The organism is Nioella sp. MMSF_3534 (assembly GCF_030732985.1).
Classification (GTDB): domain Bacteria; phylum Pseudomonadota; class Alphaproteobacteria; order Rhodobacterales; family Rhodobacteraceae; genus Nioella.
This window is the reverse complement of the sequence record NZ_JASHJX010000017.1, coordinates 38,729-62,661: the sequence shown is the minus strand read 5'-3', so window position 1 is coordinate 62,661 and position 23,933 is coordinate 38,729. Positions and strand designations below refer to the sequence as shown.

The following is a 23,933-nucleotide window of genomic DNA, read 5'->3' as shown; positions in this document are numbered from 1 at the left end:
GGTAACGCGGCCCGCGTTCCGCGTCAATTGCGACGCAACATCACTTTGCCTTTCGGCGTCGCAGGCTAACTATGTTTCGTCGCCCCTTGGCCTCGCCGCGCAACAAAGGACATCTCCATGACCCCAACCCGCCTTCTGTTCTTCGCTCTCGCGATTCTGGGGACAGTGCTGCCGATGCGCTATTTCCTGGCCTGGTTTCGGGAACACGGCTGGTCGATCGCGGGCATGGTCGAGGCCTGGCATGCCAATGCCGCAACGTCTGGCCTGGTTTGGGATTTGACCATTGCCGCACTGGCGCTGACGATTTGGGTCCTGATCGAGACAGTGCAGCGGCGCAACTGGTGGGGGCTTGTGGCGATCCCGGCCACGTTCTGCATCGGGGTCAGCTGTGGCTTGCCGCTCTACCTGGCGCTGCGGCGCTGACCCCGGATCAGGGTTGCCGGGCGCTGTCGGCGACTTCGGGGTCGCAATACGCAAGATACCCCGATCGGATTGCGCGTCCGGCCCATCACATGCGAGCCGGGAAAAGGCGCTTCGAAGCGCCTTCCCCGCGCGTCGTTCAAAGCGTCAGGATTGTCGATCCGGTGGTCCTGCGCGCCTCCAACGTGCGATGCGCCCCGCCCACATCTTCCAGCGGGAAGCGTTGGTCGATGCGGATCGTCACATCGCCCGCGACGACTTTCTCAAACAGTTCGCTTGCCATCTGCTGGCAGGTCGGTCCATCGGCGATATGGGTGAAGAGGGTCGGGCGGGTGATCTTGAGCGATCCTTTCTGCCCGAGGATGCCCACCGAAAAGGGCGGCACCGGACCAGATGCATTGCCAAAGCTGATCATCATCCCGAGCGGGCGCAAGCTGTCGAGAGAGCCCTCGAACGTATCCGCCCCCACGGCGTCCATCACCACATCGACGCCCGCTCCGCCGGTCAGGTCCTTCACCCGGGCGACCCAGTCCTTGGTGCGGTAGTTGATACAGTCCGATGCACCATGATCCAGCGCCAGCTGGCACTTTTCATCCGTTCCGGCGGTGCCGATCAGGCGGATGCCCTCGGATCGCGCCCATTGGCAGGCGATCAGCCCCACGCCCCCGGCCGCGGCATGGAACAGCACCGTGTCGCCCGGCAGGATGGGCGTCGTGCGCCGGAAGAGATAGTTCACTGTCAGCCCCTTCAGCATCATGGCCGCGCCTTCCTCGAAGGAGATCGCGTCGGGCAGTGGGCAAACCTGCGCGGCAGGCATCACCCGCGCCTCGCAATAGGCCCCCGGAGGTGTGGCGGCATAGGCGGCGCGGTCGCCCGCTTTCAGATGCGTCACGCCTTCGCCCACGGCCTCGATCACGCCCGCCGCTTCCATGCCAAGCACATGGGGCAGGGTCATCGGGTAAAGCCCGGTGCGCTGGTAGACGTCGATGAAGTTCAGCCCCACGGCCTTGTGGCGGATCAGCACCTCGCCCGGTCCGGGCTGACCCAGTTCCGCTTCGACCAGTTTGAACTGTTCGGGGCCGCCATGTTCCCCGATCACCATTGCCCTGACGGTCATCGCTCTTCCCTCCCGCGTATGAGACATCGTTGCGACAAGAGCTAGGCGTGCGCCGGTCACCTGTCGAGTAGCTCTTTGAATTATCGCCGCACAATGCTAGGGCGCGGGCGCAGATCGCAGCAAGGCCGGACCCAATGGACCATTTCCTCTATCGCAACGGCATCCTCCATGCCGAAGACGTGCCCCTGCCCGAGATTGCGGCAGCGGTCGGCACACCCTTCTATGTCTATTCCACGGCCACGCTGACGCGGCATTACCAGTTGTTCAAGGACGCGCTGGACGGTATGCCGAACATGGTCTGCTATGCGATGAAGGCCAATTCCAACCAGGCGGTGCTGAAGGTTCTGGCGGATCTTGGCGCGGGCATGGATGTGGTCTCGGGCGGCGAATACGCACGGGCGAAGGCGGCAGGTGTGCCGGGGGATCGGATCGTGTTCTCCGGGGTTGGCAAGACGCGTGAGGAAATCCGCGCGGCGCTGGAAGGCGGCATTCGCCAGTTCAACATCGAGAGCGAGCCAGAGATGGCCGTTATCTCGGAGATTGCCAGTTCCATGGGCGTCACGGCCCCTGTCACGATCCGGGTGAACCCGGATGTGGATGCACGGACCCATGAAAAGATCGCAACCGGCAAATCGGAAAACAAGTTCGGCATCCCCATTGCCCGCGCCCGAGAGGTCTATGCCCTTGCCGCCAGCCTGCCGGGGTTGGAGGTGATTGGCATCGACGTGCATATCGGCAGCCAGCTGGTGGAGCTGGAGCCGTTCGAGATGGCCTATGCAAAGGTCGCCGAACTTACCCGCGTGCTGCGGGCGGACGGGCACGACATCCGGCGGCTGGATCTCGGCGGCGGGCTTGGCATTCCCTATACCCGCTCGAACGAGGCCCCTCCGTTGCCGCTGGACTACGGCGCGCTGATCAAGCGCAGCGTGGAAGGTCTGGATGTCGAGGTCGAGATTGAACCGGGCCGCCTGATTGCCGGGAATGCCGGGTTGCTGGTGACCTCGGTCATATATCTCAAGGAAGGCGAGGGGCGGAATTTCCTGATTGTCGATGCGGCGATGAACGACCTGATCCGCCCATCCATGTATGCGGCCTATCACGATATCGACCCGGTTGTGGAGCCCGCGCCGGGCACGGAACGCCAGCCCTTCGACATCGTCGGGCCGGTCTGTGAAAGCGGTGATACCTTTGCCAAGGGGCGCGAGATGACGCCGATGGTGGCGGGCGATCTGATGGCCTTCCGGTCCGCCGGGGCCTATGGCGCGGTCATGTCGTCGGAATACAACACGCGGGCGCTGATCCCAGAGGTTTTGGTGAAGGATGATCAATTCGCCGTCATCCGGGCGCGTCCGACATTTGACGAGATGATAAATCGCGATATCGTTCCAGAGTGGCTCTAGGCTGCTCTGGCCCCTGCAAGGGGCGTAACCCGCGAAAGGTCGCATGACCGAACAGACCCCGATCACGCAGGCGGTAAAGGCCCGCCTGGCCTGGCCCCTCAGGCTGACCCGGCTTGGCATCGGGGCGGAACGCTTCGTGCGGGCCTTCTGGCCGGTTTGGACGATTCTGCTGGTTGTGGTGGCGGTGCTGGCCTTCGGTGCAGCGGATATTGTGCCACCCGCCGCGCTGATCGGCGGCTTGTCGCTGAGCGGTCTCGCGCTGCTGTGGATGCTGGTCAGGGGCCTGCGCGCGTTCCGGTTGCCCACTCGTGCCGAGGCGATGGACCGGCTGGACCAGACCATGCCCGGGCGTCCGCTGACAGCCCTGGCCGATCACGCCGCGATCGGGGCAGGCGATGCCCAATCCATGGTGGTCTGGCAGGCCCATCAGGCCCGCATGGCCGAACGGGCCGCCAATGCCCGTGCGCCGGAACCGGACCTGCATCTGAACGACCGCGACCCCTATGGGCTGCGCTTCATGGCGGCCACGGCTTTTGCGATGGCGCTGCTGTTCGGCACGCTCTGGCGGGTGGCGGATGTGGGCGACGCGATGGCGGGGGCCCCGCAACTTCCTGCAAGCGGTGGCCCAAGCTGGGAAGGCTGGGTCGAACCGCCGCTCTATACCGGGCTGCCGTCGCTCTACCTAAACGATATCGTGGCCGAAACGTTCGAAACTCCGATGGGATCGCGCATCACGCTGCGGCTCTATGGCGAGGCGGAACAGATTGGCATCAACCAGACCTTGCAGACCGAGATTTCCCCACCCGATCCGGCCAGCCTGTCTCGGCAGATCATTGTCGAACAAAGCGGTGAGCTGTCCGTCGGTGGGCCCAACCCGCGCAGCTGGCAGATCGTCATGCTGGCCGACCGCGCGCCGACCGTAGAATTGGCGGAGCCTGTGGAGGGTGTGCCGCCCGGGGCGTTCCAGATGACCTATTCGGCCGAGGATGACTATGGTATTCGCGGCGGGCAGGCGATCCTGACGCTGTGGCCAGAGGCCGCCGACCGCCGCTATGGGCTGACCGTCGATCCTGAGCCGCGCGAGGCCCTGGTGCTTGACCTGCCCTTGCCGTTTCGCGGCGGGCGCGAGGAGTTCTCCGAGGCGCTGATCGAAGACCTGTCTCAGCACCCCTTCGCCAATCTGCCCGTTCGGCTGGAACTGAACGTAGAGGATGACGCGGGCCAGACCGGACAAAGCATGGTGGAACTGGACCGGCTGCCCGGGCGCCGCTTCTTCGACCCGATTGCCAATGCGCTGATCGAGATGCGTCGCGATCTGCTCTGGTCGCGGGAAAATGCGCCGAGGGTGGCGCAGCTTTTGCGGGCGATCACACACCGGCCCGACGCGTTCTTTGATGATGAAGAGGTCTACCGGCAGGTGCGCTCGGTCATTCAGCGGCTGGAAGCGGCTGTCGACGGGATCTCCACCGAGACCCGCGACGAGGTGGCCCAGATCCTCTGGGATGCGGCGATTGCGTTGGAAGAGGGCGATCTGTCGGATGTGTTGGAACGGCTGCGCCGCGCACAGGACCGGCTGGCGGAGGCCATGCGGCAAGGGGCCAGCGACGAGGAGATTTCGCAGCTCATGCAGGAACTGCGCGAGGCAATGCAGGACTACATGCAGGAGCTTGCCGACAACATGGAACCGGGCGACGGGACTGACCAGCCCGACCAGTCCGGCGAGACCATGGAAATGTCCATGGGCGATCTTGAAGAGATGATGCGCCGCATTGAAGAGCTGATGCAGCAGGGCCGCATGGCCGAAGCGCAGGAGATGCTGGATGCCCTGCGCCAGATGATGGAAAACATGCAGATGGCCGAGGGTGGTGATGATCCCAACGGCCCGCGCAGCCCTGGTCAGCAGGCCATGGAAGGCTTGCAGGACACCCTGCGCGGTCAGCAGGGTCTGGCCGATGAGGCGTTCCGCGATCTGCAGGAAAGCTTCAACCCGAACAGCCCGCGCCCCGATCCGGGCGAAGAAGGGCAGGACGGCAACCAGCAAGGCGGCCAGCAGGGCGGCGAGAATGACGAAGGCAGCCTTGCCGAACGTCAGCGCGAGTTGCTGGACCAGCTGCGCGAACAGGCCCAGAACCTGCCCGGTCGCGGCACCGAGGACGGCGAGGAATCTCTCCAGCAGCTCGAAGAGGCGGGCCGCGCCATGCGCGATGCCATCGAGGAACTGGAGCGCGGTGATCTGGCCGAGGCGCTGGACAGCCAGTCCGAAGCGATGGAGGCCCTGCGCGAAGGCATGGAATCGCTCAGCGAGGCACTGGCGGGGGATGAGGGCGAGGATCCCGGTCAGGGTCAGGCCGATGGCAATATGCAGGCCAACCGTCCGCTGGAAGATCCGCTTGGCCGGCAGGCCGGAAATTCCGGCGCGTTTGGATCGGATGAAAGCTTTGAACAGCGGGAAGAGGCCTTCCGCCGCGCCCGCGAATTGCTCGATGAAATCCGCCGCCGCTCGGCGGAACAGGATCGCCCGGATGTGGAGCTGGACTATCTGCGCCGTCTCTTGGACCGGTTCGCGGCCCAGTAGCCCGGCTTAGTTGCCGGCCCTGTCGGCCAATTGGCTGGCCAGCGATTGTACCAGATCATCCAACTGGAAGCGCAGCTGATCGACCTGCTCCACATAGGGGGTCAGGACCGGTTCCGCCTGTGGCAGCGCGGCGGTGATCTCGGGCGCGAAGGCATAAGCCCCGATGGCGACAGCGGCCAGGAGAACGACCAACATGAACCCGGTGCGGAACCCCCGGCGGCGGCGCGGGCGCACATCCATCGAGTCGATATCACTCGTGTCGCGGTCGCTGCTGCTGCGGTCGGTGGTGGCGCGCAGAGTGGAGTTGATCTCTTCGATATCCGGCAAAAGGTCACGCCGGCCCTGACGTTCGGCCCGCCCGCTCTCTTCGGCGACCATCTCTCGGATCGCGGCGGCGTCCTCGTCGTCCTCGTCATCCGGGTCCGGCAGGTCTGCCTCGGTCGCGCGTGTGGCCGGGGGCGGGCTGTCGAGCGCCATCTCCTCCTGCTCTTCCACCGGCGCGGCGGCGCGGCGCAACTGTTCCTCGCGTTCACGCTCTTCGCGCAGGATGTCGCGCAGCGCCGGGTCCAGATCGCGCCGGGGGGCAGCGGCAGCGGCGGCAGGGGCGCTCTCGGGTTCTTCGACCCGTGCACGGTTGCCCGGCTGGAACCAGGTGGTCGCACAGTTGGAACATTGCACATCACGTCCCTCTGGCGGGACCAGAGAGTCATCCACCTCATATCGGGCGCTGCAATTGGGGCATGTGAGACGCATGGTGTTCCTCGTTCCGTCGCCCGGCAGGCGGCATCCGCCCGACTCTAGCAACGGGCATCCGCCATTCCAAGCCATTGCATGGGGTTACGATTGCATGAAAGCCCCGGGTGAGGCATGACGGTCTCAGCACTGAGGGACGGAGCAGACCAGTGATCGAGTTGCAGGACGCCGCCTATGGCTACGGGGGCGGGTCACTATTGTCGGATATCAACCTGCGGCTCGCGCCGGGGTCCTTCCATTTTCTGACCGGCCCTTCGGGGGCGGGCAAGACCACGTTCCTGAAACTCTGCTATGCCGATCTGCACGCCACCTCTGGCCGCGTGACGCTGTTTGATCAGGACACAAGCGAGATGAGCCGCGATGACGTGGCCCAGGCCCGCCAGCGGATGGGCGTCGTGCATCAGGATTGCGAATTCCTCGACCATCTGCCGCTGTCTGAAAACATCGCGCTGCCCCTGACCGTGGCCGGACGCGGCGGGGCAGAGCAGGACGGCAACCTGTCGGAACTGATGGGCTGGGTCGGCCTGTCGGCCCGCGCCGATGCGCTGCCACCGGAACTGTCGGGCGGGGAAAGGCAGCGCGCGGCGCTGGCGCGAGCGGTCATTACAGACCCTGACGTGATCCTTGCCGATGAGCCCACGGGCAATATCGACTGGGAGATGTCGCTGCGCCTGCTGCAATTGCTGGTGGAACTCAATCGTATGGGCAAGACGATCCTGATCGCCACCCATGACCTTGCCCTGATCCGGGCCGCAAAGGCGCAGGTCTCGGCGCGGGTGCTGCGGATCGCGGGCGGGCGGCTGCAACTGGCGGGGGCGGATCTATGAGCGCGCTGTCGGGCCTGCTGGATATCCTCAAGGGCGACGCGCAGGCCGACCGCGTGGTGCCCCGGCGTGGCCATTCGGTGCGGCTGACCCTGTTCACCTCGGGCGCGATGGCCTTCCTTGCGGTCTTCGCGCTGGCGCTATCGCTGGCGTCTGGCCGTCTGGCCGATCGCTGGTCCGAGGCGCTGGCGCGCAGTTCCACCATTCGCATCTCGGCCCCCGCCGCGCAGATGGAGGCGCAGATCTGGGCGGTGCTGGAGGTGCTGGAGCAGACCCCCGGTGTCGCTTCGGCCCGGGCCCTGAGCGAAGAGGAACAGCGTGACTTGCTGGAACCCTGGTTCGGCCCGGACCTGCCGCTGGAGGATCTGCCGGTGCCCCGGTTGGTCGAGGTGATCGAAACGGCAGAGGGCTATGACCCCGACGGGTTGCGCCTGCGCCTTGCCGCCGAAGCCCCCGGCGCGGTGCTCGACGACCACACCCGCTGGCGCAGGCCGCTGGTGCGGGCGGCGGAACGGTTGCGGTCACTTGGCTGGATATCCCTGGCGCTGATCCTGGGATCGGTCGCTGCCATGGTCACGCTGGCCGCGCAATCGGCGCTGGCTGCAAACGTCAAGGTGATCCGGGTTCTGCGGCTGGTAGGTGCGCGGGACCACTACATCGCGCGGGCCTTCGTGCGCCGTTTCACGCTGCGCGCCCTGACCGGGGCCACCGTGGGCACCGCTTTGGGCATGATCGCCATAGCCCTCTTGCCAAGCGCGCAGGAGGAGGGCGGATTCCTGACCGGGCTCGGCTTTGCCGGTCTGCATTGGCTCTGGCCGCTGACCGTGCCGATCCTGTCCGCGATCACCGCCTTCTGGGCCACCCGCGCCGCCGCCTTCAAAACCCTGAGGAGCCTGCCATGATCCAGTGGACCCGCTCGCTGATCTTCATTGGACAGATGTACCTGATGATGGTCCTGATGGCGATCTTCTTCACCCCTTGGGCAATCGTCCAGCGCAGCGCGGCCTTCACGGCGGTTCACACCTATTGCCGGTGGGTGCGCTGGACGGCGAGCTGGATGGTCGGGCTGAAATCCGAAATCCGGGGGACGCCGCCGACGGGCGAGGTGCTGATCGCTGCCAAGCATCAGAGCTTTTTCGATATCATCCTGATCGTTTCCGCCGTGCCGCGCCCCAAGTTCATCATGAAATCCGTCCTGCGCTTTGCGCCGATCCTTGGGTGGTACGCGCTGCGCATTGGCTGCGTTCCGGTGGATCGGGGCAAGCGCGCGCAGGCGATCCAGCAGATGGTCGAGGGCGTGAAATCGGGCGCGCAGGAACCGGGCCAGTTGATCATCTATCCGCAAGGCACCCGCGTCGCGCCGGGGGCGGACCGGCCCTACAAGATCGGGACTGGGATCCTGTATGAACAGACGGGCCAGCCCTGCGTGCCCGCCGCCACCAATGTGGGCGTCTTCTGGCCGCGCCACGGCATTCTGCGCAAGCCCGGCCTCGCGGTGGTGGAGTTCCTGCCGGTGATAGAGCCGGGCATGGAAAAAGACGCGTTCATGGCCGAATTGAAAGAGGTGGTGGAAACCCATTCCGACCGGCTGATGGCCGAGGCCGGGTTCCCCGCACCCTGATCTTATAGCAGAACGGCCTGCCCCGTCGCCGCCGATTGCTGTGCGGCAAGGCCCATGCGCACCGCCCAGGCCCCGTCGGACAGCGACACATGCGGGCGGCCTCCGGTCCGTGCAGATTCTGCAAAGTACTTGTGCTGGTAGTAGGTCGATCCGTTGTGGTCGCCAGCCTCCAGCAACTCGGGATCGACGGGAATATCCAGCTCTCGCGGGCCTTTCGGGTCGCGCGGGCTGACGATCAGCTTGGGCACCGGCGGGGCACCCAGATGCTCGGGCCAGAAGCGGCCCGGACCGGGCACGAGCGCCTCGATCTTGCCGGTGGGGCCAACGGCGGAAATCTCCTCCTGATAACGGCTGCCCTCGGCGAACATGCACAGTTCCAGCATCGCGCGCGCACCATTGGCGAAATCGACGATGACATAGGCATTGTCCCAGATATCGGGCGTCTTGCCGCCGTAGCGCTCGTCCAGATGGTTCACCGCCTGCCCGCCCGAGGCCATCACGCGCACAGGGTCCGATTTCAGCAGCAAGCGCATCAGATCGAAAAAATGGCAGCACTTTTCCACCAGCGTGCCGCCGGTCTGGTGGTTGAACCGGTTCCAATCGCCCACCTTTTCAAGAAACGGAAACCGGTGTTCGCGGATGGTCAGCATGCGGATGCCGCCGGTGGCCTCATCTGCCTGTTCCAGCAGGGCGGCAATGGGGGGCATGTAGCGATATTCCATCGCGACCCAGATGAGCTGTGGGTAAGTGGCCTGCAACCGCGCAATCCGCGCGGCGTCCGCGGGGTCGGTATAAAGCGGCTTTTCCACGAGGATCGGCAGGGCGCGCAGGCGGGCGATTTCCTCCAGTTGTTCAACATGCCGGAAGTTGGGCGAAGCGATGAGCAGCGCGTTCACCTCTTCCAATGCCAAGAGATCGGCAATGCTGTCCGCGAAGCGCAGGCCGGGCACCAGTTTCGCGGCCTCGGCCTGCATGCCGAGATCGGGTTCGTAGATCGCCACGACCGCAGCCCCGTCGATGAGCGCGATATTACGGATATGTTCCTGGCCCATCATGCCGCAGCCGATGATGCCGTAACGCAGGGGAGAGTTCATGGATTACCTCATGCGGGCGACATAGCGCGCCACGTTGCTGTCGAACCAGTTGCGGGAGACCTCGGCAATGCTGCCATCGCGCGCGCGGCTCTGGCGTTCCACCAGCCCGCATGGCGCGCCGGGGCGCTGGCCGAACGCGTCGGGGGCCCAATCGGGGCAGGGGGCAACGCCGACCTGATCCTCGTAACCGGTGATCCAGAGGTCGAGCGTTTCGCGGTAGTACATGTAAAGCGAGTGCAGCAGATCATCGGGCGCAAGCCGGTCCGCATAGCTGGCATCGAGCCAGATTTCCTCGACCGCTGCCGGTTTGCCACCGAGGAATCGCATCCTCCGAATCCTGTGCGCCGCGATTGATGCACCGAAAGCGGGCAGGTCGGCGGGCTTGTCCATCCGCGTCACGTCCAGCACCGTCGCCGTAGGCAGCCCGCCGCCGCCGACCAGTTCCAGCCGGAAAAGGGCATAGATGCCTTCGGGCGTCGTCTTCGATCTTATATAATTACCAGACCCCTGCCGCCGCTCCAGCAACCCCCGATTTTCCAGCTCCGATAAAGCTTTCCTGAGGGTTCCGACCGAGGTGTCGAGCGACTTCGCCATCTCTCGCTCGGGCGGCAGGCGACTACCATCCAACAGCCGCCCTGCTGCGATGTCGCGGATCAGCATCTCGCTGATTTGCAGGTAGATCGGCAGGGCACCGCCGGGTTTGTTGGGGGGCAAAGCCGCCTCCTGTAGAAGAATTGATACATTATTGATCTACTCATTGGCGAATGCTACGCAAGAGGAAAATGATACATCTGGGAGGAATGTTTTCATGACCGTGGTCCCCGTCACGTCAGCCGATCTCGATGCCGCCGAGGTATCGTGGTTCGCGGCGCTCTGTTCCGATGATTACCAGTTCCTCGGCGTGCCCGACGGCGACCTGCGGTCGAGCTGGGAGCATTGTTCCGGCATCCTGCGAGAGGCCGAGCGTCAGGGCTTCCGCAACATCCTCTGCCCGTCCTCCTACCAGGTGGGTCAGGACACGCTGAGTTTCGTGGCGGGCTGCGCGCCGATCACCGATCGGATCAACATGCTGGCCGCCGTGCGCTGTGGCGAGATGCAGCCGATCATGCTGGCGCGGACCATCGCCACGCTTGATCACATGCTGAAGGGGCGGCTGACGGTCAACATCATCAGTTCGGACTTCCCGGGCGAGGTGGCCGACAGCAAGCTGCGCTATCAGCGGTCGCGCGAGGTGGTCGAGATCCTGAAACAGGCCTGGACGCAGGACGAAATCACCTACAAGGGTGAAGTCTACGATTTCGAGGGGCTGACCACCGACCCCGCCAAGCCCTATCAGACCGGCGGCCCGCTGCTTTATTTCGGCGGCTACTCGCCCGACGCGCTGGAGCTGTGCGGCCAGCATTGCGACGTCTACCTGATGTGGCCCGAACCGCAGGAGAACCTGGCCGAACGCATGAAGGCCGTGAACGCGGTGGCGGAACGCTATGGCCGGACGCTGGACTATGGCCTGCGGGTGCACATGATCGTGCGCGACACAGAGGCCGAGGCGCGGGAATATGCCGATTACATCGTGTCCAAGCTCGATGACGAATACGGCAAACTGATTCGTGACCGGGCGCATGACAGCATCTCTCTCGGCGTGGCCCATCAGGCCAAGGCACGGGAACTGGCGGATAAGTTCGGTTATGTGGAGCCCAATCTATGGACCGGCGTGGGCCGGGCACGGTCTGGCTGCGGCGCGGCCTTGGTCGGGTCGGTCGATCAGGTCCTGACCAAGATCGAAGAGTACAAGAAGATGGGCATGCGCGCCTTCATCTTCTCGGGCTATCCACATCTGGAGGAATGCAGGATCTTCGGCGAAAAGGTCATGCCGCATCTGACGACATGCTCGCTGCCGCAGGAATATGGCCGTGTGCCGAGTGAAACGCCGATGACGCCGCTAGGCGCGGGAGAGCGCAAATGACCGAACGACTAAGCCTGTCCGGCCAGTTGGACATCAGCCGCCTTGTATATGGCATGTGGCGCGTCGCTGATGATGCCGATACTTCGCCCGCCCATGTGCAGGCCAAGATCGAAGCCTGTCTCGATCAGGGTATCACAACCATGGATCAAGCCGATATCTACGGCGACTATGGCGCTGAAGAGGTGATGGGGGCGGCCCTGCGGGCTGCACCCGCACTGCGCGACCGGATCGAGATCGTCACCAAATGCGATATCGTCGCGCCAATCGGAAAGTACTCGGACAAGCGGGTGAAATACTACGACACATCCGCCGCCCATATCACTGCGTCGGTCGAGGCGTCGCTGACCAACATGTCAACCGACCGGATCGACCTGCTGCTGATCCACCGGCCCGATCCGCTGATGGATCACCATGAAACCGGGGCCGCTCTCGATGCGCTGGTCGCCTCTGGCAAGGTCCGGGCCGTGGGCGTGTCGAACTTCAAGCTCAATGACTGGACGTTGCTGCAATCGGCGATGAAGACGCCGCTTTGCACCAATCAAATTGAGGCGAGCGTGCTGCATTTCGCCCCCTTCATAGACGGCGATATCGCCTGGATGCAGGAACGCGGCATTCGCCCGATGGCGTGGTCGCCCCTTGGCGGCGGGCGTCTCTTTGGCGAAGACGGCGCTGCCGTGCGCGCGGTGCTGGATCGTATCGGTGCCGAACAGGGCGTTGATGCCACCGCAGTCGCCGTGGCCTGGCTTCTGGCGCATCCGGCCAAGCTTGCCCCGGTCATGGGCACCAACAATCTGGACCGTATCCGCGCGATTTCCGATGCGGCGCGGGTCAAACTGGCCCGGGAGACATGGTTCGAAATCCTGACAGAAGCCTGGGGGAGCGAGGTGCCATGACCATGCAGGACGGCATGAGCCATTTCAGCCCCGGCCCCGATATGGGGCGCGAGCTGCGCAGCGCCCTGGCGCGGTTCGGAACCGGCGTGACCATTGTCACGACCTCCACGGATGCGGGTCCGGTGGGGATCACGGCCAACAGCTTCTCATCCGTGTCGCTCGATCCGCCATTGGTATTGTGGTCGGCCTCCCGCGCGTCGCGGCGCTATCCGGCCTTTCGGGAAGCCGAGCACATGGCGATCCACGTTCTGGCGGAAAACCAGATGGATCTGTGCCGGGCCTTTTCGGCCTCGGCGCATGCGTTCGATCAGGTGGATTGGCGTGAAAGCGAACGCGGGGTGCCCCTGTTGCAGGGTTGCCTCGCGCGGTTCGAATGCGAGCGCTACGCCGAATACGATGGCGGCGACCATGCGATCCTTGTGGGTCGGGTGCTGAAAGCCTCGGTCCGTCAGGGTCTGCCGCTTCTGTTTTATGGCGGGCAGTTCGGCCAGTTCGCAGTTGGCGCATGACAGGCGTGGCCCTGCGTGATCGGCTGGCAGGGCTGCTTGGGGCGGGGTTTCCGGGGCCGAATTTCCGCAAGGTCACTGTGCAGGGCCGCAGGCAGTTCGGGGACTGGGTGCTGGACGACCTGCTGTTCGAAACGGTAGGGCGCGCGCCGGTTCCCGCCCTGTTCCTGCGCCCGCCAGACGGCCAGGCACCGGTCCCGGCCCTGGTCTACTGTCATGCCCATGGCAACCGCTACACCATGGGGCGGGAGGAACTGATCGAAGGCCGGCCGTCGCTGAAAGGCCCCTATGCCGCCGATCTGGTGGCGCTTGGGGTGGCGGCGCTGTGCATGGACATGCCCTGTTTCGGGACACGGCAGCTGCCCGTGGAATCTGCCCGTGCCAAGGCGGCGCTGTGGCGGGGGGAAACGCTGTTCGGGCAGATGCTGGCGGAGCAGATGGCGGGGCTGAGCTTTCTTGCGGATCATCCGGTGGTGGATCGCAACAGGCTCGGGGCACTGGGCTTTTCCATGGGCAGCACGCTGGCCTGGTGGTTGGCGGCGATGGATGAGAGGGTGCGCGCGGCCTCGGCGCTGTGTTCCTTCGCCGATCTGGAAACGCTGGTGGCTCAGGGGGAGCATGACGGCCATGGCCCTTACATGACCGTGCCGGGCCTGCTGCCGGTTGCGCGCAGCGGGCAGATTGCAGGCTTGACCGCGCCACGTGCCTTGCAGGTCTGCGTGGGATTGAAGGATTGGTCGACGCCGGAAGGAGCCTTCAACCGGGGGCGGCAGGATCTGGAAGCGGCCTATGGTGGCAGGCAGGGGCTGGAGTTTCACATCGAGCCGAATGCAGCGCATGAAGAAACCCCGGCGATGCGCGCGGCTGTGTTGCGGTTTCTGACGCGGCAGCTTGTCGAAGGGCGAGGCCGAGACAGCTAGTCGTCGGACAGGTCGAAAAAATCCCGGTTGGCCTCGATCATCCCGGAAAGCGTGGACAACACATTGCGAAGGTGGCGCCGCATACGGTCAAGCGCCTGGCCGGAATAGGCGTTGCGCACCGCGTCGAGAATGCCCTCATGTTCGGATAGCAGGCGCGACATATGCGCGGCGTCGTTAAGCGCCAGCACACGAAGCCGGTCAAGCGCCGCCTTCTCCCGGATCAGCAGCCCGCTTATGCGCTCAAAGCCCGTGGCCTCGGCCAGCATGGCGTGAAACCGGTCATCCAATGCCTGAAAGGTCAGCTTGTCATCGGCCCGCACCGCCGCGCGTTGTTGGGCAAGGTTGTCGTCCAGCGCAGCAAGGGCCCTGTCCGAGATGCCCTCGGAACACAAACGGTCGACCACCGCCACTTCCAGGGCTTCGCGCAGGAACTGGGCGCCCCGGATCTGATGTTCGGACAGCTTGGAAACATAGGTACCACGGCTTGGCCAGGTGACGACAAGCCCGTCGTCGCGCAGTTGCGCAAAGGCTTCTCGCACGGGTGTGCGGCTGGCCCCAAACAACTGGCCAACCTCGTTTTCCGAGATCATCGCCCCCGGCGCGATCTGCATGTTCAGAACAGCGGATTTCAGGGCAGAAGCGATCTGCTCGGCCGCCGGGCGTGACAGGTCAAGGGACGCCACAGGCAGGGAAGACGCATCTATGGCGGCCGATTTCCGTTTCAATACTCGCTCTCCATTCGTGGGGGCTTTGGACCAGTATACCGGTATGTAAAGTCATTGACAACCGGGTTCCACCTATGACTATCTGCCCGGGCTGTGTATCGAAAGGGTCACTTCAATGCTGAGTGCATCGCCGAAACGCGTGGTTCTGATCGGTGCGGGAATGGTGGCGCGAACCCATGTTGCAGCCTGCGCCGATGCCGCTGGCGTGGCTCTCTATGGCGTACAATCCCGGACTGTGGAAAAGGCCCGTGATCTGGCAGAAATGGCGCAATCGCGGGTCGGCCACCCCATCCGTGTGTTCCATGATCTTGGCGCAGTTGCGGCGGATCCGGACGTCGATTTCGCAATCGTCCTGACGCCACCCAATGCCCGTGCAGACATCATTCGCCCGCTGGCCGAGGCGGGCAAACATATCCTGCTTGAAAAGCCCATGGGCCGGAATGCGGACGAAGCACGGGAGGTCGTGACGATCTGCCGTGACGCGGATGTGACCCTTGGCGTGGTTTTCCAACACCGCATGAGAGAGGCGTCGCGCAAGGCCGCGCAGATGATCGCCGCGAACGATCTGGGTGCGCTCGGTCTGGTCGAGGTTTCGGTGCCCTGGTGGCGCGAGCAAAGCTATTATGACGAACCCGGTCGGGGCAGCTATGCCCGCGATGGCGGCGGCGTTCTGATCAGCCAGGCCATTCACACGATCGACCTTGCTTTGTGGCTGGCCGGTCCGGTTGCATCCGTGCGAGCGATGGCCGCCACGACCAGATTCCACCGGATGGAGTCCGAGGATTTCGTCGTTGCCGGGCTGGAGTTCGAAAGCGGGGCCGTCGGGTCGCTCGTCGCCAGCACGGCTAGTTTCCCCGGCGGTGCAGAATCCATCACGCTGCATTTCGACCGGGCCAGCCTGCACCTTGAATCCGGGGAACTGCACATGAGCTGGAGAGACGGTCGTTCCGTCGTGTTCGGCGCGGCAGGCGGCACAGGGGGTGGGGCCGATCCCATGGCTTTTACCCATGAATGGCATCAGGGCGTGATCGAGGATTTCGCCGCTGCCCTGATCTCGGGCCGGCCTCCTGCCATCACCGGCAAGGACGCGCTCGCTGCCCATGATCTTATCGATGCAATCACCACATCCGCGAGAACCGGCGGAGTAACGGAGTTGACCACATGACCGCCCTACGCTTTGCCGCCATTGGCATCGACCACCGCCATATCTACGGGATGGCCGCGAACATGATCGCCGCGGGGGCCGAGTTCGCCGGATGGTGGACCGAGGGTCACCCGGGCACCGAGGCGGGATTTGTCGAGCGGTTTGCCGATGTCCCCCGCGCAGACAGTGTCCAGGCCCTGCTGGACGATCCCTCCATCAACCTGATCCTGCTGTCCGGCATTCCGCGTGACCGCGCGGAAATGGCCATTCGCGCGATGCAGGCGGGCAAGGACGTGCTGACCGACAAGCCCGGTTGTACGACGATGGATCAACTGGACGCGATCAAGGCGACCGTCGCGGAAACCGGACGGATCTGGTCCATTGATTTTTCGGAACGCTTCGAGGTTCCGGCTGTCACCCGTGCGGCTGAGCTGGTGGCTGAGGGTGCCATCGGGCGTGTCATCCAGACCCTGGGGATCGGGCCGCATCGGCTGAACCGCGACACGCGGCCGGACTGGTTTTTCGACCGAGAAGCCTATGGCGGGATCATCACCGATATCGCCAGCCACCAGATCGACCAGTTCCTGTATTTCACCGGGTCGACTGACGCCGAGATCACATTGGCCAACGTTGCCAACTACGCCAACCCGAACGATCCGGGTCTTCAGGATTTCGCTGAACTCGCCCTGCGCAGCGATCAGGGCCATGGATATATCCGCGTGGATTGGTACACGCCCGACGCCCTGCCCACATGGGGCGATGGACGGCTGACCATTCTTGGAACAGAGGGCTATATCGAGCTGCGCAAATACGTGGATGTCGGCAGCGAAGGGACGGATCATCTGATCCTCGTGAACGGAGACCGGTGCGAAAAGATTGATGCATCCGGGGCGGACCTGCCCTTCTTTTCGCGCTTCGTGGCCGATCTGCGTGACCGGACGGAAACGGCGATGACGCAGGCCCATGCGTTCAAGGTTTGTGAACTGGCACTCAGGGCGCAGGCCATGGCCGAAGCCAACCCATGATCCGCACCGCGATCATCGGCGCGGGCATCGGGGCCGAACACCTCTCGGGTTACCGCGCATTGCCAGACCGGTTTCAGGTGGCCATCCTGTGCGATCTGGACACCGCGCGGGCAACGGCAGCAACCGGGGGCGATCCGGCGATTTCGGTCACCGGAGACCTGGAGGCCGTCCTGGCCGATCCGTCGGTTGACCTGATCGACATCTGTCTGCCGCCGCACCTTCATTTCCCGATTGCCGTTCAGTGCCTTGAGGCAGGCAAGCATGTGATCTGCGAAAAGCCGATTGTCCGGTCTCTGGATGAGGCCGACCGGCTTGCAGCAGTTGCGAAGGCCCGCGGCAAGTCGGTGTTCCCGGTGTTCCAGTATCGCTATGGCCGCGCCATGGCGCAGCTACAGGCGCTTGTCGCGGCAGGTCTGGCGGGCAAGCCATTCGTGGCCAGCCTCGAGACGCATTGGAACCGCGATGCCGCGTATTATGCCGTTCCATGGCGCGGAACATGGGCCGGGGAATCCGGTGGCGCGCTGTTGGGCCACGCGATCCATGCTCATGACTTGCTGTGCAAGGTGTTCGGACCGGTTGCCGAGGTCACGGCGCTGACGGATACACGCGTGAACCAGATCGAGACGGAAGACTGTGCCGCGCTGGCGTTTCGGATGCAGAACGGGGCGCTGGCGACCAGTTCGGTCACGCTTGGTGCCGGGAACGACACCACCCGTCTCCGTTTCTGTTTCGAGGGCGTCACTGCCGAAAGCGGTTCAGCCCCCTACAGCCCGGCACAGGACGAATGGCGGTTCATCGCGCGCGCGCCCGTCGCACAGGCAGAGGTTGATTCTATCGTGCAAAAGGTTCCGCATGGCCATGCGGGGTTTGCCGGATATCTTGACGCGGTCGCAGATGCGTTGACGGGCCAGGGCGGCATGGAAGTCACCCTCGAAGATGGGCGGAGGTCCATTGAACTGGTCACCGCCATCTATCGCTCAGCAAGAGAGGGCGGGCCGATAAAGCTGCCGCTTTCAAGCGGTTCCCCTTGTTACGCGGGATGGATGCCGGGCAGTCGCTGATGTCCCGACGGGGCAGGGCGAGCAATCGGGAAAGCCCGCGCCAGGAGGCGTGATCGGGGCAATAAGTGCGACCGACACTGTCCTCTGACCTGGATTGAAGCCTTGTAAAAAAGGTTTGCGTGGGGATGAGTAATAATACTAGTATACCGGTATGAGGGCTTGGGAGAAGGACTAGATGCGGCGAACTTGGAGATGGTTTGGCCCACACGACAAGGTTTCCTTGGCCGATGCGATGCAAGCGGGTGCCGAGGGTATCGTTTCGGCCCTGCATCACGTCCCGCCCGGTTTGCCGTGGACACTTGAGGATATTAGAGAAAGGCAAAGCCAGATCGAGGACGGGTCCAACGGCGCACTGGCGTGGGATGTTGTCGAAAGCCTCCCGGTTTCCGAGGCCATAAAGACCAAATCGCCGGATTGGGATGCCCACATTGCCGCCTATCGCGCGTCGATCGAAGCGCTGGCGGCCAGCGGGATCGAGACGATCTGCTACAATTTCATGCCAGTCCTGGACTGGACCCGCACGGAGCTTCGCGCGCCGTTGCCGTCAGGTGGCACCGCGATGCGGTTCGATCTGGCGACTTTCGCGGCGTTTGACATTCACATTCTGGCCCGCCCCGGTGCCAACGAGGCCTATGTCCCCGAGATCGTTCAGGCGGCAGCCGACGTCATGGCCGGAATGGACGACGGCACCAAGGCGGCGCTCAGCCAGGCGGTCGTCTCGGGTCTTCCGGGGGCGGCCGAGCACTGGACGCTGGAAGACGTGCGTGCCGCGGTTCAGACCTACGCCGCGTTGTCGCCTGACGTTCTGCGCCAGATCCATGTCGATTTCCTGTCCGAGGTCGTGCCGTTGGCCGAACGGCTCGGGGTGCGCCTGTGCTGTCACCCCGATGATCCGCCCTTTTCCCTGTTGGGACTGCCGCGCACCATGTCCACGCTAGAGGATTACGAGGCCGTACTTGGCGCTGTTGACAGCCCTGCCTTCGGGGCGACGTTCTGTACCGGATCTCTTGGCGCGCGTTCGGACAATGATTGCGTGGCGATGGCCCGGGCGCTCGCGCCCAGAATACACTTCGTTCACCTGCGCAACGTCATCCGTGACTCGGAGGGAGCACCGTGCAGCTTCATGGAATCAGAGCATCTGTGCGGTGATGTCGACATGGTCGGGGTGATCGACGTGATCCTGACCGAGGAAGCGCGGCGGCGCGCGGAAGGGCGCGCGGATGCAGAGATACCGATGAGACCGGATCACGGTCAGGACATACTGACCGATATCGGGGCGGGCGCGCAGCCGGGTTATCCGGCCGTTGGACGCCTGAAAGGCATGGCAGAGTTACGCGGTGTGATGGCGGCCTTGTCGCGACGACCGGCGTGAGATGCGGGACACGAAGAGCAGGACAAAACCAAAGTACGATCAACCATCCTAGGGAGGAAACAATGAGAAGATCACTGAAACTTATGGCGGCAAGCTCGCTCTTTGCGCTTGTTGCGGGGGCGGCGTCGGCACAGACCGAACTGCGCATGATGTGGTATAACGACGGCATCGAGGGCGAGGTCATGCAGTCGATCCTCGACCGGTTCGAGGAAGCCCATCCCGAGATCAGCGTCACGCTTGACGTGGTGCCCTATCAGGCGGTTCTGGAATCGCTGCCGATTCAGCTGGCGGCGGGCAACGGCCCCGACATCGCCCGCGTGACCGATCTTGGCGGGCTGTCAGAGTACTATCTCGACCTGCGGCCCTACGTTCAGGACCCGGAATACTGGGAAACCAATTTCGGCCCGTTCCTTGATTGGCTTGACCCCGATGGCGACGCGATCAACGGCTTCATGACGCAGCTGACCGTGACCGGGCCTTACGTGAACCGCACGCTCTTTGAACAGGCCGGTGTCGACATGCCAGGCGACGGTGCAACCTGGGAAGACTGGGCGGCTGCTGTGAACGAAGTGGCGGGCGCGCTCGACATTCCGATCCCGATGGCCTGGGATCGTTCCGGCCACCGTGTCGCCGGCCCGGCCATTTCGCAGGGCGCGATGATGTTCGACGCGGACGGCAACCCGGCGCTTGTCGACGAGGGCCTTCAGCGCATGGCGCAGCTTCTCTACGATTGGCACCAGGACGGCACCATGTCGCTGGAGCTTTGGGGCTCGGTTTCCGGGTCGTCCTACCTTGGCGCGAACGAGGATTTCGCAAACGCCAACGTCGTGATGTACATGTCCGGTTCCTGGCAGATCCCGCAGTTTGCATCCACCATCGGGGATGCGTTCGACTGGTGGGCGGTGCCCGCGCCTTGTGGTCCGGCAGCCTGTACCGGGATGCCCGGCGGTGCCGCGCTGGCCGCGATCGGCGATACCGAACACCCGGAAGAGGTCGGCATCCTGATGGATTACCTCGCGCAGGAAGAAGTGCTGGCCGAGTTCTATGGCCGGACGCTGTTCATTCCGGGTCACCTCGGCCTTGCCTCTAGCGGGATCGACTTCGACACGGATGATCCGCGCGCAGCCCATGCGCTGGCAACCTTCGCCGGGGCAGTTCCGAGCATCTCTCCGGTGGCGTTCGCCCTTCAGGGTTACCCGTCCAACCGCGTGATGTTCAACGCTCTGATCTCTCGTCTGAACGAGGCCATCGTGGGTGAACTGACCCTCGATGAAGCCTATGCACGGATGGAAGAAGACATCGCAAACCAGCTGGCCGAAAGCGACCGCTGAAGCGTCTGATCCGATGATCGGCCGGCCCTGCCTGACTGGTGGGGCCGGTCACCCCCTGAAGAGAATGGAAGCTTCCCATGGCCCATGCGGATGACAAGGCGACCGGGATCGGCGATGTGCTGCAAAACGTGGTGGCATGGCCCATCCGCATCCTGTTCAAGCTGATCGACTATCCCGTCACAGCAATTCAGAACGTGATTGGCATCCGGCGCATGCCGTGGCTCTTCCTTTTGCCGAACCTCGCCTTCTTCGGCATGTTCGTGATCATTCCGCTGTTCATGAATTTCGCCTATTCGCTGACCGGCGGGACCGAGCTTTTCATCAGCGAACGCCCCTATACCGGAGGTGAACAATACGGCTTCCTCTTCGATTGCGACAACTATGCCGATCCAATCAGTTGCCGAGAGGACAGGTTCTGGAAAGGCATCTTCAACACCGCGGTGTTCATCTTCTTCCAGGTCAGTTTCATGGTGCTGTTCTCGCTTATCACCGCACTGGTCCTGAACCGCGAAATCCGCGGGCGAGGCTTCTGGCGCGCGGTGTTCTTTTTCCCGGTGCTGCTGTCGCCGGTGGTCGTTGCGCTGATCTGGAAATGGATCCTGCTGCGCGATGGCATCCTGAACGCATTCCTGATCTCGATAGGGCTGGACCGCATCCTCTTCTTCGTCAGTCCCGAATGGGCGATGTTCTGGGCGGTGTTCGTGTCGATCTGGGCGCATATGGGCTTCTACACGCTGATCCTGCTGGCCGGCCTTCAGGCCATCCAGCCCGATCTTTACGAGGCCGCCGAGATGGACGGCACCAGAAAGGAACGCGTCTTCTTCCGCATCACCCTGCCGCTTCTGTGGCCCAACATGCTGGTGGTGATCGTGCTGGCGCTGATCAAGGGCGTGCAGGTCTTCGATGAGGTCTACGTGCTGACCGGCGGCGGTCCCGGCACCGCGACGCAGTTCATCGTCCAGTACATCTACAACACTGCCTTCACCAACCAGGTGCAGAATTTCGGCCTTGCCTCTGCCGCCTCCATGGTGCTTGGCGTGGTGCTGTTCATTCTGACGCTGACGCAACTGGCCGCAACCCGGAGGCGCGACAATGACTGATGCGACGCAATCCCCCCGCTCGGTCAAGACCCTCCTTGGTGCCCGTCGCGGACGCGGCAAGATGCACTGGACCGACGTATTTACCTATTGCTACCTCGGCTTCGGCCTGTTCCTGATGTTCGCGCCGGTGGTGTGGCTGGTCCTGTCCTCGTTCAAGACTCCGGCGGGCTTGCAGGAATTTCCGCCGACCTTCCTTCCGCTTGGGCAGATCTCGGTCGAGGTGGAGGGCTATGACGAGCCGCTGCTGCTTTTCGACGTGACGATGGAAGATGGCAGCGTCCAGCAACTGGCCCAGGTCCGGCGGATCGGGATCATGGCGCAGATGGTGGACCCGGAAAACCCCGGCGAACGCCTGCAAATCCCGATCGCGACGCGCGAACCCGTGCGCGAGATGCGCATGGCGTGGGAAAACTACCGCGACCCGCTGGAGCGTTTCAATTTCATGCGTTACCTGTGGAATTCCGTGATCGTGACTGCGGCGGCCACGATGGTCACGCTGCTGATCAACTCCATGGCGGCTTACGGCCTGTCGATCTACGAATTCCGGGGGCGTAACGCGATCATGCTCTTCGTGATCGGCACGCTGATGATCCCGATCACCGTGATCCTTGTGCCGGTTTACCTCGTCGTCACGAACCTTGGCATGATCAATTCGCTTTGGGCGGTCATCCTGCCCGGAGCGGCAACGCCCACGGGGGTCTTCCTGCTGCGCCAGTACATGCTGACCATCCCGCGCGACCTGATCGAGGCGGCGCGGATGGACAAGGCATCCGAATGGCAGATCTACTGGCGCGTGGTGATGCCCTTGGCGATGCCTGCCGTAGCGGTGCTGGCGATCTTCTCGATCATGTGGCGCTGGAACGAATTCCTCTGGCCGCTGATCGTGCTGAACCGGTCCGAGGTCTACACGCTGCAAGTCGGGCTGAATGCCTTCCAGGGGGAACTGGACGTGCAGTGGCACTACATTCTCGCCATGACCGTCGTGACCCTGATCCCGGTCGTGATTGTCTTCGCCTTCCTGCAACGCTTCATCACGACCGGCATTGCCTCTTCAGGGATGAAATGATGAGTGACACACCGTTGATCTTCATGGACCCGTTCCCGCGGAATGAGGCCATGGTCTACACCCCCGACTGCGCCGAGGCGCTGGCCGGGATGGGCCGGGTTGTCGCCCATTGGGGCAGCCGCGCGCCGGATGATCTGGTGGAGGAGCATTTGTCGGACATGACCGTTCTGATTGGCCAGACCGCCATGCCCAAGGAACGATTGGACCGCGCCCCGAACCTGCGCGCCATCCTGAACGTGAAGGCCAACTGGGAGCCCAATATCGACTACGCCGAATGCCACGCGCGCGGCATTCATGTGCTGAGCGCCGCACCCGCCATGGCCCCCGCCGTGGCAGAGTTCTGCATCTGCCAGTCCATCAGCCTGCTGCGCGGTCTGCACCGAGCCGACGGGCTGTTTCGTGCGGGGCAGGAAGCCTACGGGATCGGCGGCAATGGCACGGCGGAGAGCCTGTACGGCGCGACCGTTGCGTTAATCGGCTACGGTAATCTCGGTCGGGCACTGGCCCCGTTGCTGCGTCCATTTGGAGTGCAGTTGCTCGTGCACGACCCATGGCTCTCTGACGGCTACCTGGCAAGCGAAGGTTTGCAGCCCGTATCGCTGGACGATGCCCTGGCCAAGTCGGACGTGATCTTCCTGCTGGCGGGCGTGACCTCGGACAACGAAGGGTTTCTCGACCGCAGGAAGCTGTCCCTCATCCGGCGCGATGCCTGCGTTATCCTCGCCTCGCGCGCCGAGATCGTGGATTTCGACGATTTCCTCGCCATGGCGGGCGAGGGGGCCTTCCGCGCCGCCGTCGATGTTTTCCCGGAAGAACCCGTCCCCGCCGGACATGTCTGGCGCGACACGCCCAATGTTCTCTTTTCCGCCCATCTGGCCGGGGGGCTGCGCGCCTCCTACGCCCGCATCCGCGAGATGATGCTGGACGATATCGGCCAGATCCTCAAAGGCCTGCCTCCCCTTCGGATGCAAAAGGCCGATCCGCAATTCGCCGCCAAGATGCGCAGCCGGTAACGAAAGACAC

The 23,933-nt window shown here is 63.8% G+C and carries 23 protein-coding genes; 18 read left to right on the top strand and 5 right to left on the bottom strand.

Annotated elements, in window-relative coordinates:
• The first annotated feature begins 117 nt into the window (after nt 1–117).
• Nucleotides 118–423 carry a DUF2834 domain-containing protein gene (locus RBB16_RS09185; protein ID WP_306045879.1) on the top strand — a complete coding sequence of 102 codons (306 nt, stop codon included), beginning with the start codon at nt 118–120 and terminating at the stop codon, nt 421–423.
• 136 nt (nt 424–559) lie between these two features.
• On the opposite strand, the gene RBB16_RS09180 is transcribed toward RBB16_RS09185, so the two are convergent.
• On the bottom strand, nt 560–1,537 hold the full coding sequence (locus tag RBB16_RS09180; protein WP_306045878.1) for a quinone oxidoreductase: 978 nt from the start codon (nt 1,535–1,537) through the stop codon (nt 560–562).
• 134 nt (nt 1,538–1,671) lie between these two features.
• On the opposite strand from RBB16_RS09180, the gene lysA reads away from it, so the two are divergent.
• Nucleotides 1,672–2,937 (top strand): diaminopimelate decarboxylase, encoded by a 1,266-nt coding sequence (gene lysA / locus RBB16_RS09175; protein WP_306045877.1) that lies wholly within the window; start codon nt 1,672–1,674, stop codon nt 2,935–2,937.
• Nucleotides 2,938–2,980: 43 nt separating this feature from the next.
• Nucleotides 2,981–5,512, top strand: coding sequence for a DUF4175 domain-containing protein (locus tag RBB16_RS09170; protein WP_306045876.1), 2,532 nt, complete (start codon nt 2,981–2,983; stop codon nt 5,510–5,512).
• A gap of 6 nt (nt 5,513–5,518) precedes the next feature.
• Here the strand turns inward: RBB16_RS09170 and RBB16_RS09165 are convergent, their stop codons facing one another.
• The gene (locus tag RBB16_RS09165; RefSeq protein ID WP_306045875.1) at nt 5,519–6,265 is read right to left on the bottom strand and encodes a zinc-ribbon domain-containing protein; all 747 of its coding nucleotides are present in this window, start codon (nt 6,263–6,265) and stop codon (nt 5,519–5,521) included.
• A gap of 149 nt (nt 6,266–6,414) precedes the next feature.
• On the opposite strand from RBB16_RS09165, the gene RBB16_RS09160 reads away from it, so the two are divergent.
• From RBB16_RS09160 to RBB16_RS09150, 3 genes are read left to right on the top strand one after another with little or no spacing between them, the layout of a single operon-like run.
• On the top strand, nt 6,415–7,092 hold the full coding sequence (locus RBB16_RS09160; protein ID WP_306045874.1) for a cell division ATP-binding protein FtsE: 678 nt from the start codon (nt 6,415–6,417) through the stop codon (nt 7,090–7,092).
• The gene (locus RBB16_RS09155) at nt 7,089–7,991 is read left to right on the top strand and encodes an FtsX-like permease family protein (protein WP_306045873.1); all 903 of its coding nucleotides are present in this window, start codon (nt 7,089–7,091) and stop codon (nt 7,989–7,991) included. The genes RBB16_RS09160 and RBB16_RS09155 overlap by 4 nt, the downstream gene beginning before the upstream one ends.
• Nucleotides 7,988–8,710, top strand: coding sequence for a lysophospholipid acyltransferase family protein (locus RBB16_RS09150; RefSeq protein ID WP_306045872.1), 723 nt, complete (start codon nt 7,988–7,990; stop codon nt 8,708–8,710). The genes RBB16_RS09155 and RBB16_RS09150 overlap by 4 nt, the downstream gene beginning before the upstream one ends.
• A 2-nt stretch (nt 8,711–8,712) precedes the next feature.
• Here the strand turns inward: RBB16_RS09150 and RBB16_RS09145 are convergent, their stop codons facing one another.
• Together RBB16_RS09145 and RBB16_RS09140 are read right to left on the bottom strand one after the other, a co-directional pair.
• Complete coding sequence (locus RBB16_RS09145; protein ID WP_306045871.1) at nt 8,713–9,804, bottom strand: Gfo/Idh/MocA family oxidoreductase; 1,092 nt, start codon at nt 9,802–9,804, stop codon at nt 8,713–8,715.
• Between the two features lie 3 nt (nt 9,805–9,807).
• Entirely contained in the window at nt 9,808–10,518 is a 711-nt protein-coding gene (locus RBB16_RS09140) for a GntR family transcriptional regulator (protein WP_306045870.1), read from the bottom strand.
• Between the two features lie 94 nt (nt 10,519–10,612).
• Between RBB16_RS09140 and RBB16_RS09135 the strand changes: the two genes are divergently transcribed.
• From RBB16_RS09135 to RBB16_RS09120, 4 genes are read left to right on the top strand one after another with little or no spacing between them, the layout of a single operon-like run.
• Entirely contained in the window at nt 10,613–11,767 is a 1,155-nt protein-coding gene (locus RBB16_RS09135; RefSeq protein ID WP_306045869.1) for an LLM class flavin-dependent oxidoreductase, read from the top strand.
• Nucleotides 11,764–12,660 (top strand): aldo/keto reductase, encoded by an 897-nt coding sequence (locus tag RBB16_RS09130; RefSeq protein ID WP_306045868.1) that lies wholly within the window; start codon nt 11,764–11,766, stop codon nt 12,658–12,660. The genes RBB16_RS09135 and RBB16_RS09130 overlap by 4 nt, the downstream gene beginning before the upstream one ends.
• A complete protein-coding gene (locus tag RBB16_RS09125; RefSeq protein ID WP_306045867.1) occupies nt 12,657–13,169 on the top strand; it encodes a flavin reductase family protein in 513 nt (170 codons plus the stop codon). Before RBB16_RS09130 ends, RBB16_RS09125 begins: the two co-directional genes overlap by 4 nt.
• Nucleotides 13,166–14,086: a S9 family peptidase gene (locus RBB16_RS09120; RefSeq protein ID WP_306045866.1), complete on the top strand. Its 921-nt coding sequence runs from the start codon at nt 13,166–13,168 to the stop codon at nt 14,084–14,086. Before RBB16_RS09125 ends, RBB16_RS09120 begins: the two co-directional genes overlap by 4 nt.
• Here the strand turns inward: RBB16_RS09120 and RBB16_RS09115 are convergent.
• Nucleotides 14,083–14,811: a GntR family transcriptional regulator gene (locus RBB16_RS09115; RefSeq protein ID WP_211267988.1), complete on the bottom strand. Its 729-nt coding sequence runs from the start codon at nt 14,809–14,811 to the stop codon at nt 14,083–14,085. The two genes, RBB16_RS09120 and RBB16_RS09115, sit on opposite strands and share 4 nt — an antisense overlap.
• A gap of 115 nt (nt 14,812–14,926) precedes the next feature.
• Between RBB16_RS09115 and RBB16_RS09110 the strand changes: the two genes are divergently transcribed.
• The 8 genes from RBB16_RS09110 (at nt 14,927) to RBB16_RS09075 (ending at nt 23,923) form a co-directional block, all read left to right on the top strand.
• On the top strand, nt 14,927–15,976 hold the full coding sequence (locus tag RBB16_RS09110; protein WP_306045865.1) for a Gfo/Idh/MocA family oxidoreductase: 1,050 nt from the start codon (nt 14,927–14,929) through the stop codon (nt 15,974–15,976).
• Nucleotides 15,973–16,980, top strand: coding sequence for a Gfo/Idh/MocA family oxidoreductase (locus RBB16_RS09105; RefSeq protein ID WP_306045864.1), 1,008 nt, complete (start codon nt 15,973–15,975; stop codon nt 16,978–16,980). Before RBB16_RS09110 ends, RBB16_RS09105 begins: the two co-directional genes overlap by 4 nt.
• Complete coding sequence (locus RBB16_RS09100; RefSeq protein WP_306045863.1) at nt 16,977–18,041, top strand: Gfo/Idh/MocA family oxidoreductase; 1,065 nt, start codon at nt 16,977–16,979, stop codon at nt 18,039–18,041. The genes RBB16_RS09105 and RBB16_RS09100 overlap by 4 nt, the downstream gene beginning before the upstream one ends.
• A 175-nt stretch (nt 18,042–18,216) precedes the next feature.
• Nucleotides 18,217–19,413, top strand: coding sequence for a mannonate dehydratase (gene uxuA / locus RBB16_RS09095; RefSeq protein WP_306045862.1), 1,197 nt, complete (start codon nt 18,217–18,219; stop codon nt 19,411–19,413).
• Nucleotides 19,414–19,475: 62 nt separating this feature from the next.
• Entirely contained in the window at nt 19,476–20,744 is a 1,269-nt protein-coding gene (locus tag RBB16_RS09090) for an ABC transporter substrate-binding protein (protein WP_306045861.1), read from the top strand.
• Between the two features lie 77 nt (nt 20,745–20,821).
• The gene (locus RBB16_RS09085; protein WP_306045860.1) at nt 20,822–21,844 is read left to right on the top strand and encodes a sugar ABC transporter permease; all 1,023 of its coding nucleotides are present in this window, start codon (nt 20,822–20,824) and stop codon (nt 21,842–21,844) included.
• Nucleotides 21,837–22,910 (top strand): carbohydrate ABC transporter permease, encoded by a 1,074-nt coding sequence (locus tag RBB16_RS09080; protein WP_306045859.1) that lies wholly within the window; start codon nt 21,837–21,839, stop codon nt 22,908–22,910. Before RBB16_RS09085 ends, RBB16_RS09080 begins: the two co-directional genes overlap by 8 nt.
• The gene (locus tag RBB16_RS09075; RefSeq protein WP_306045858.1) at nt 22,910–23,923 is read left to right on the top strand and encodes an NAD(P)-dependent oxidoreductase; all 1,014 of its coding nucleotides are present in this window, start codon (nt 22,910–22,912) and stop codon (nt 23,921–23,923) included. Before RBB16_RS09080 ends, RBB16_RS09075 begins: the two co-directional genes overlap by 1 nt.
• Nucleotides 23,924–23,933: the final 10 nt, after the last annotated feature.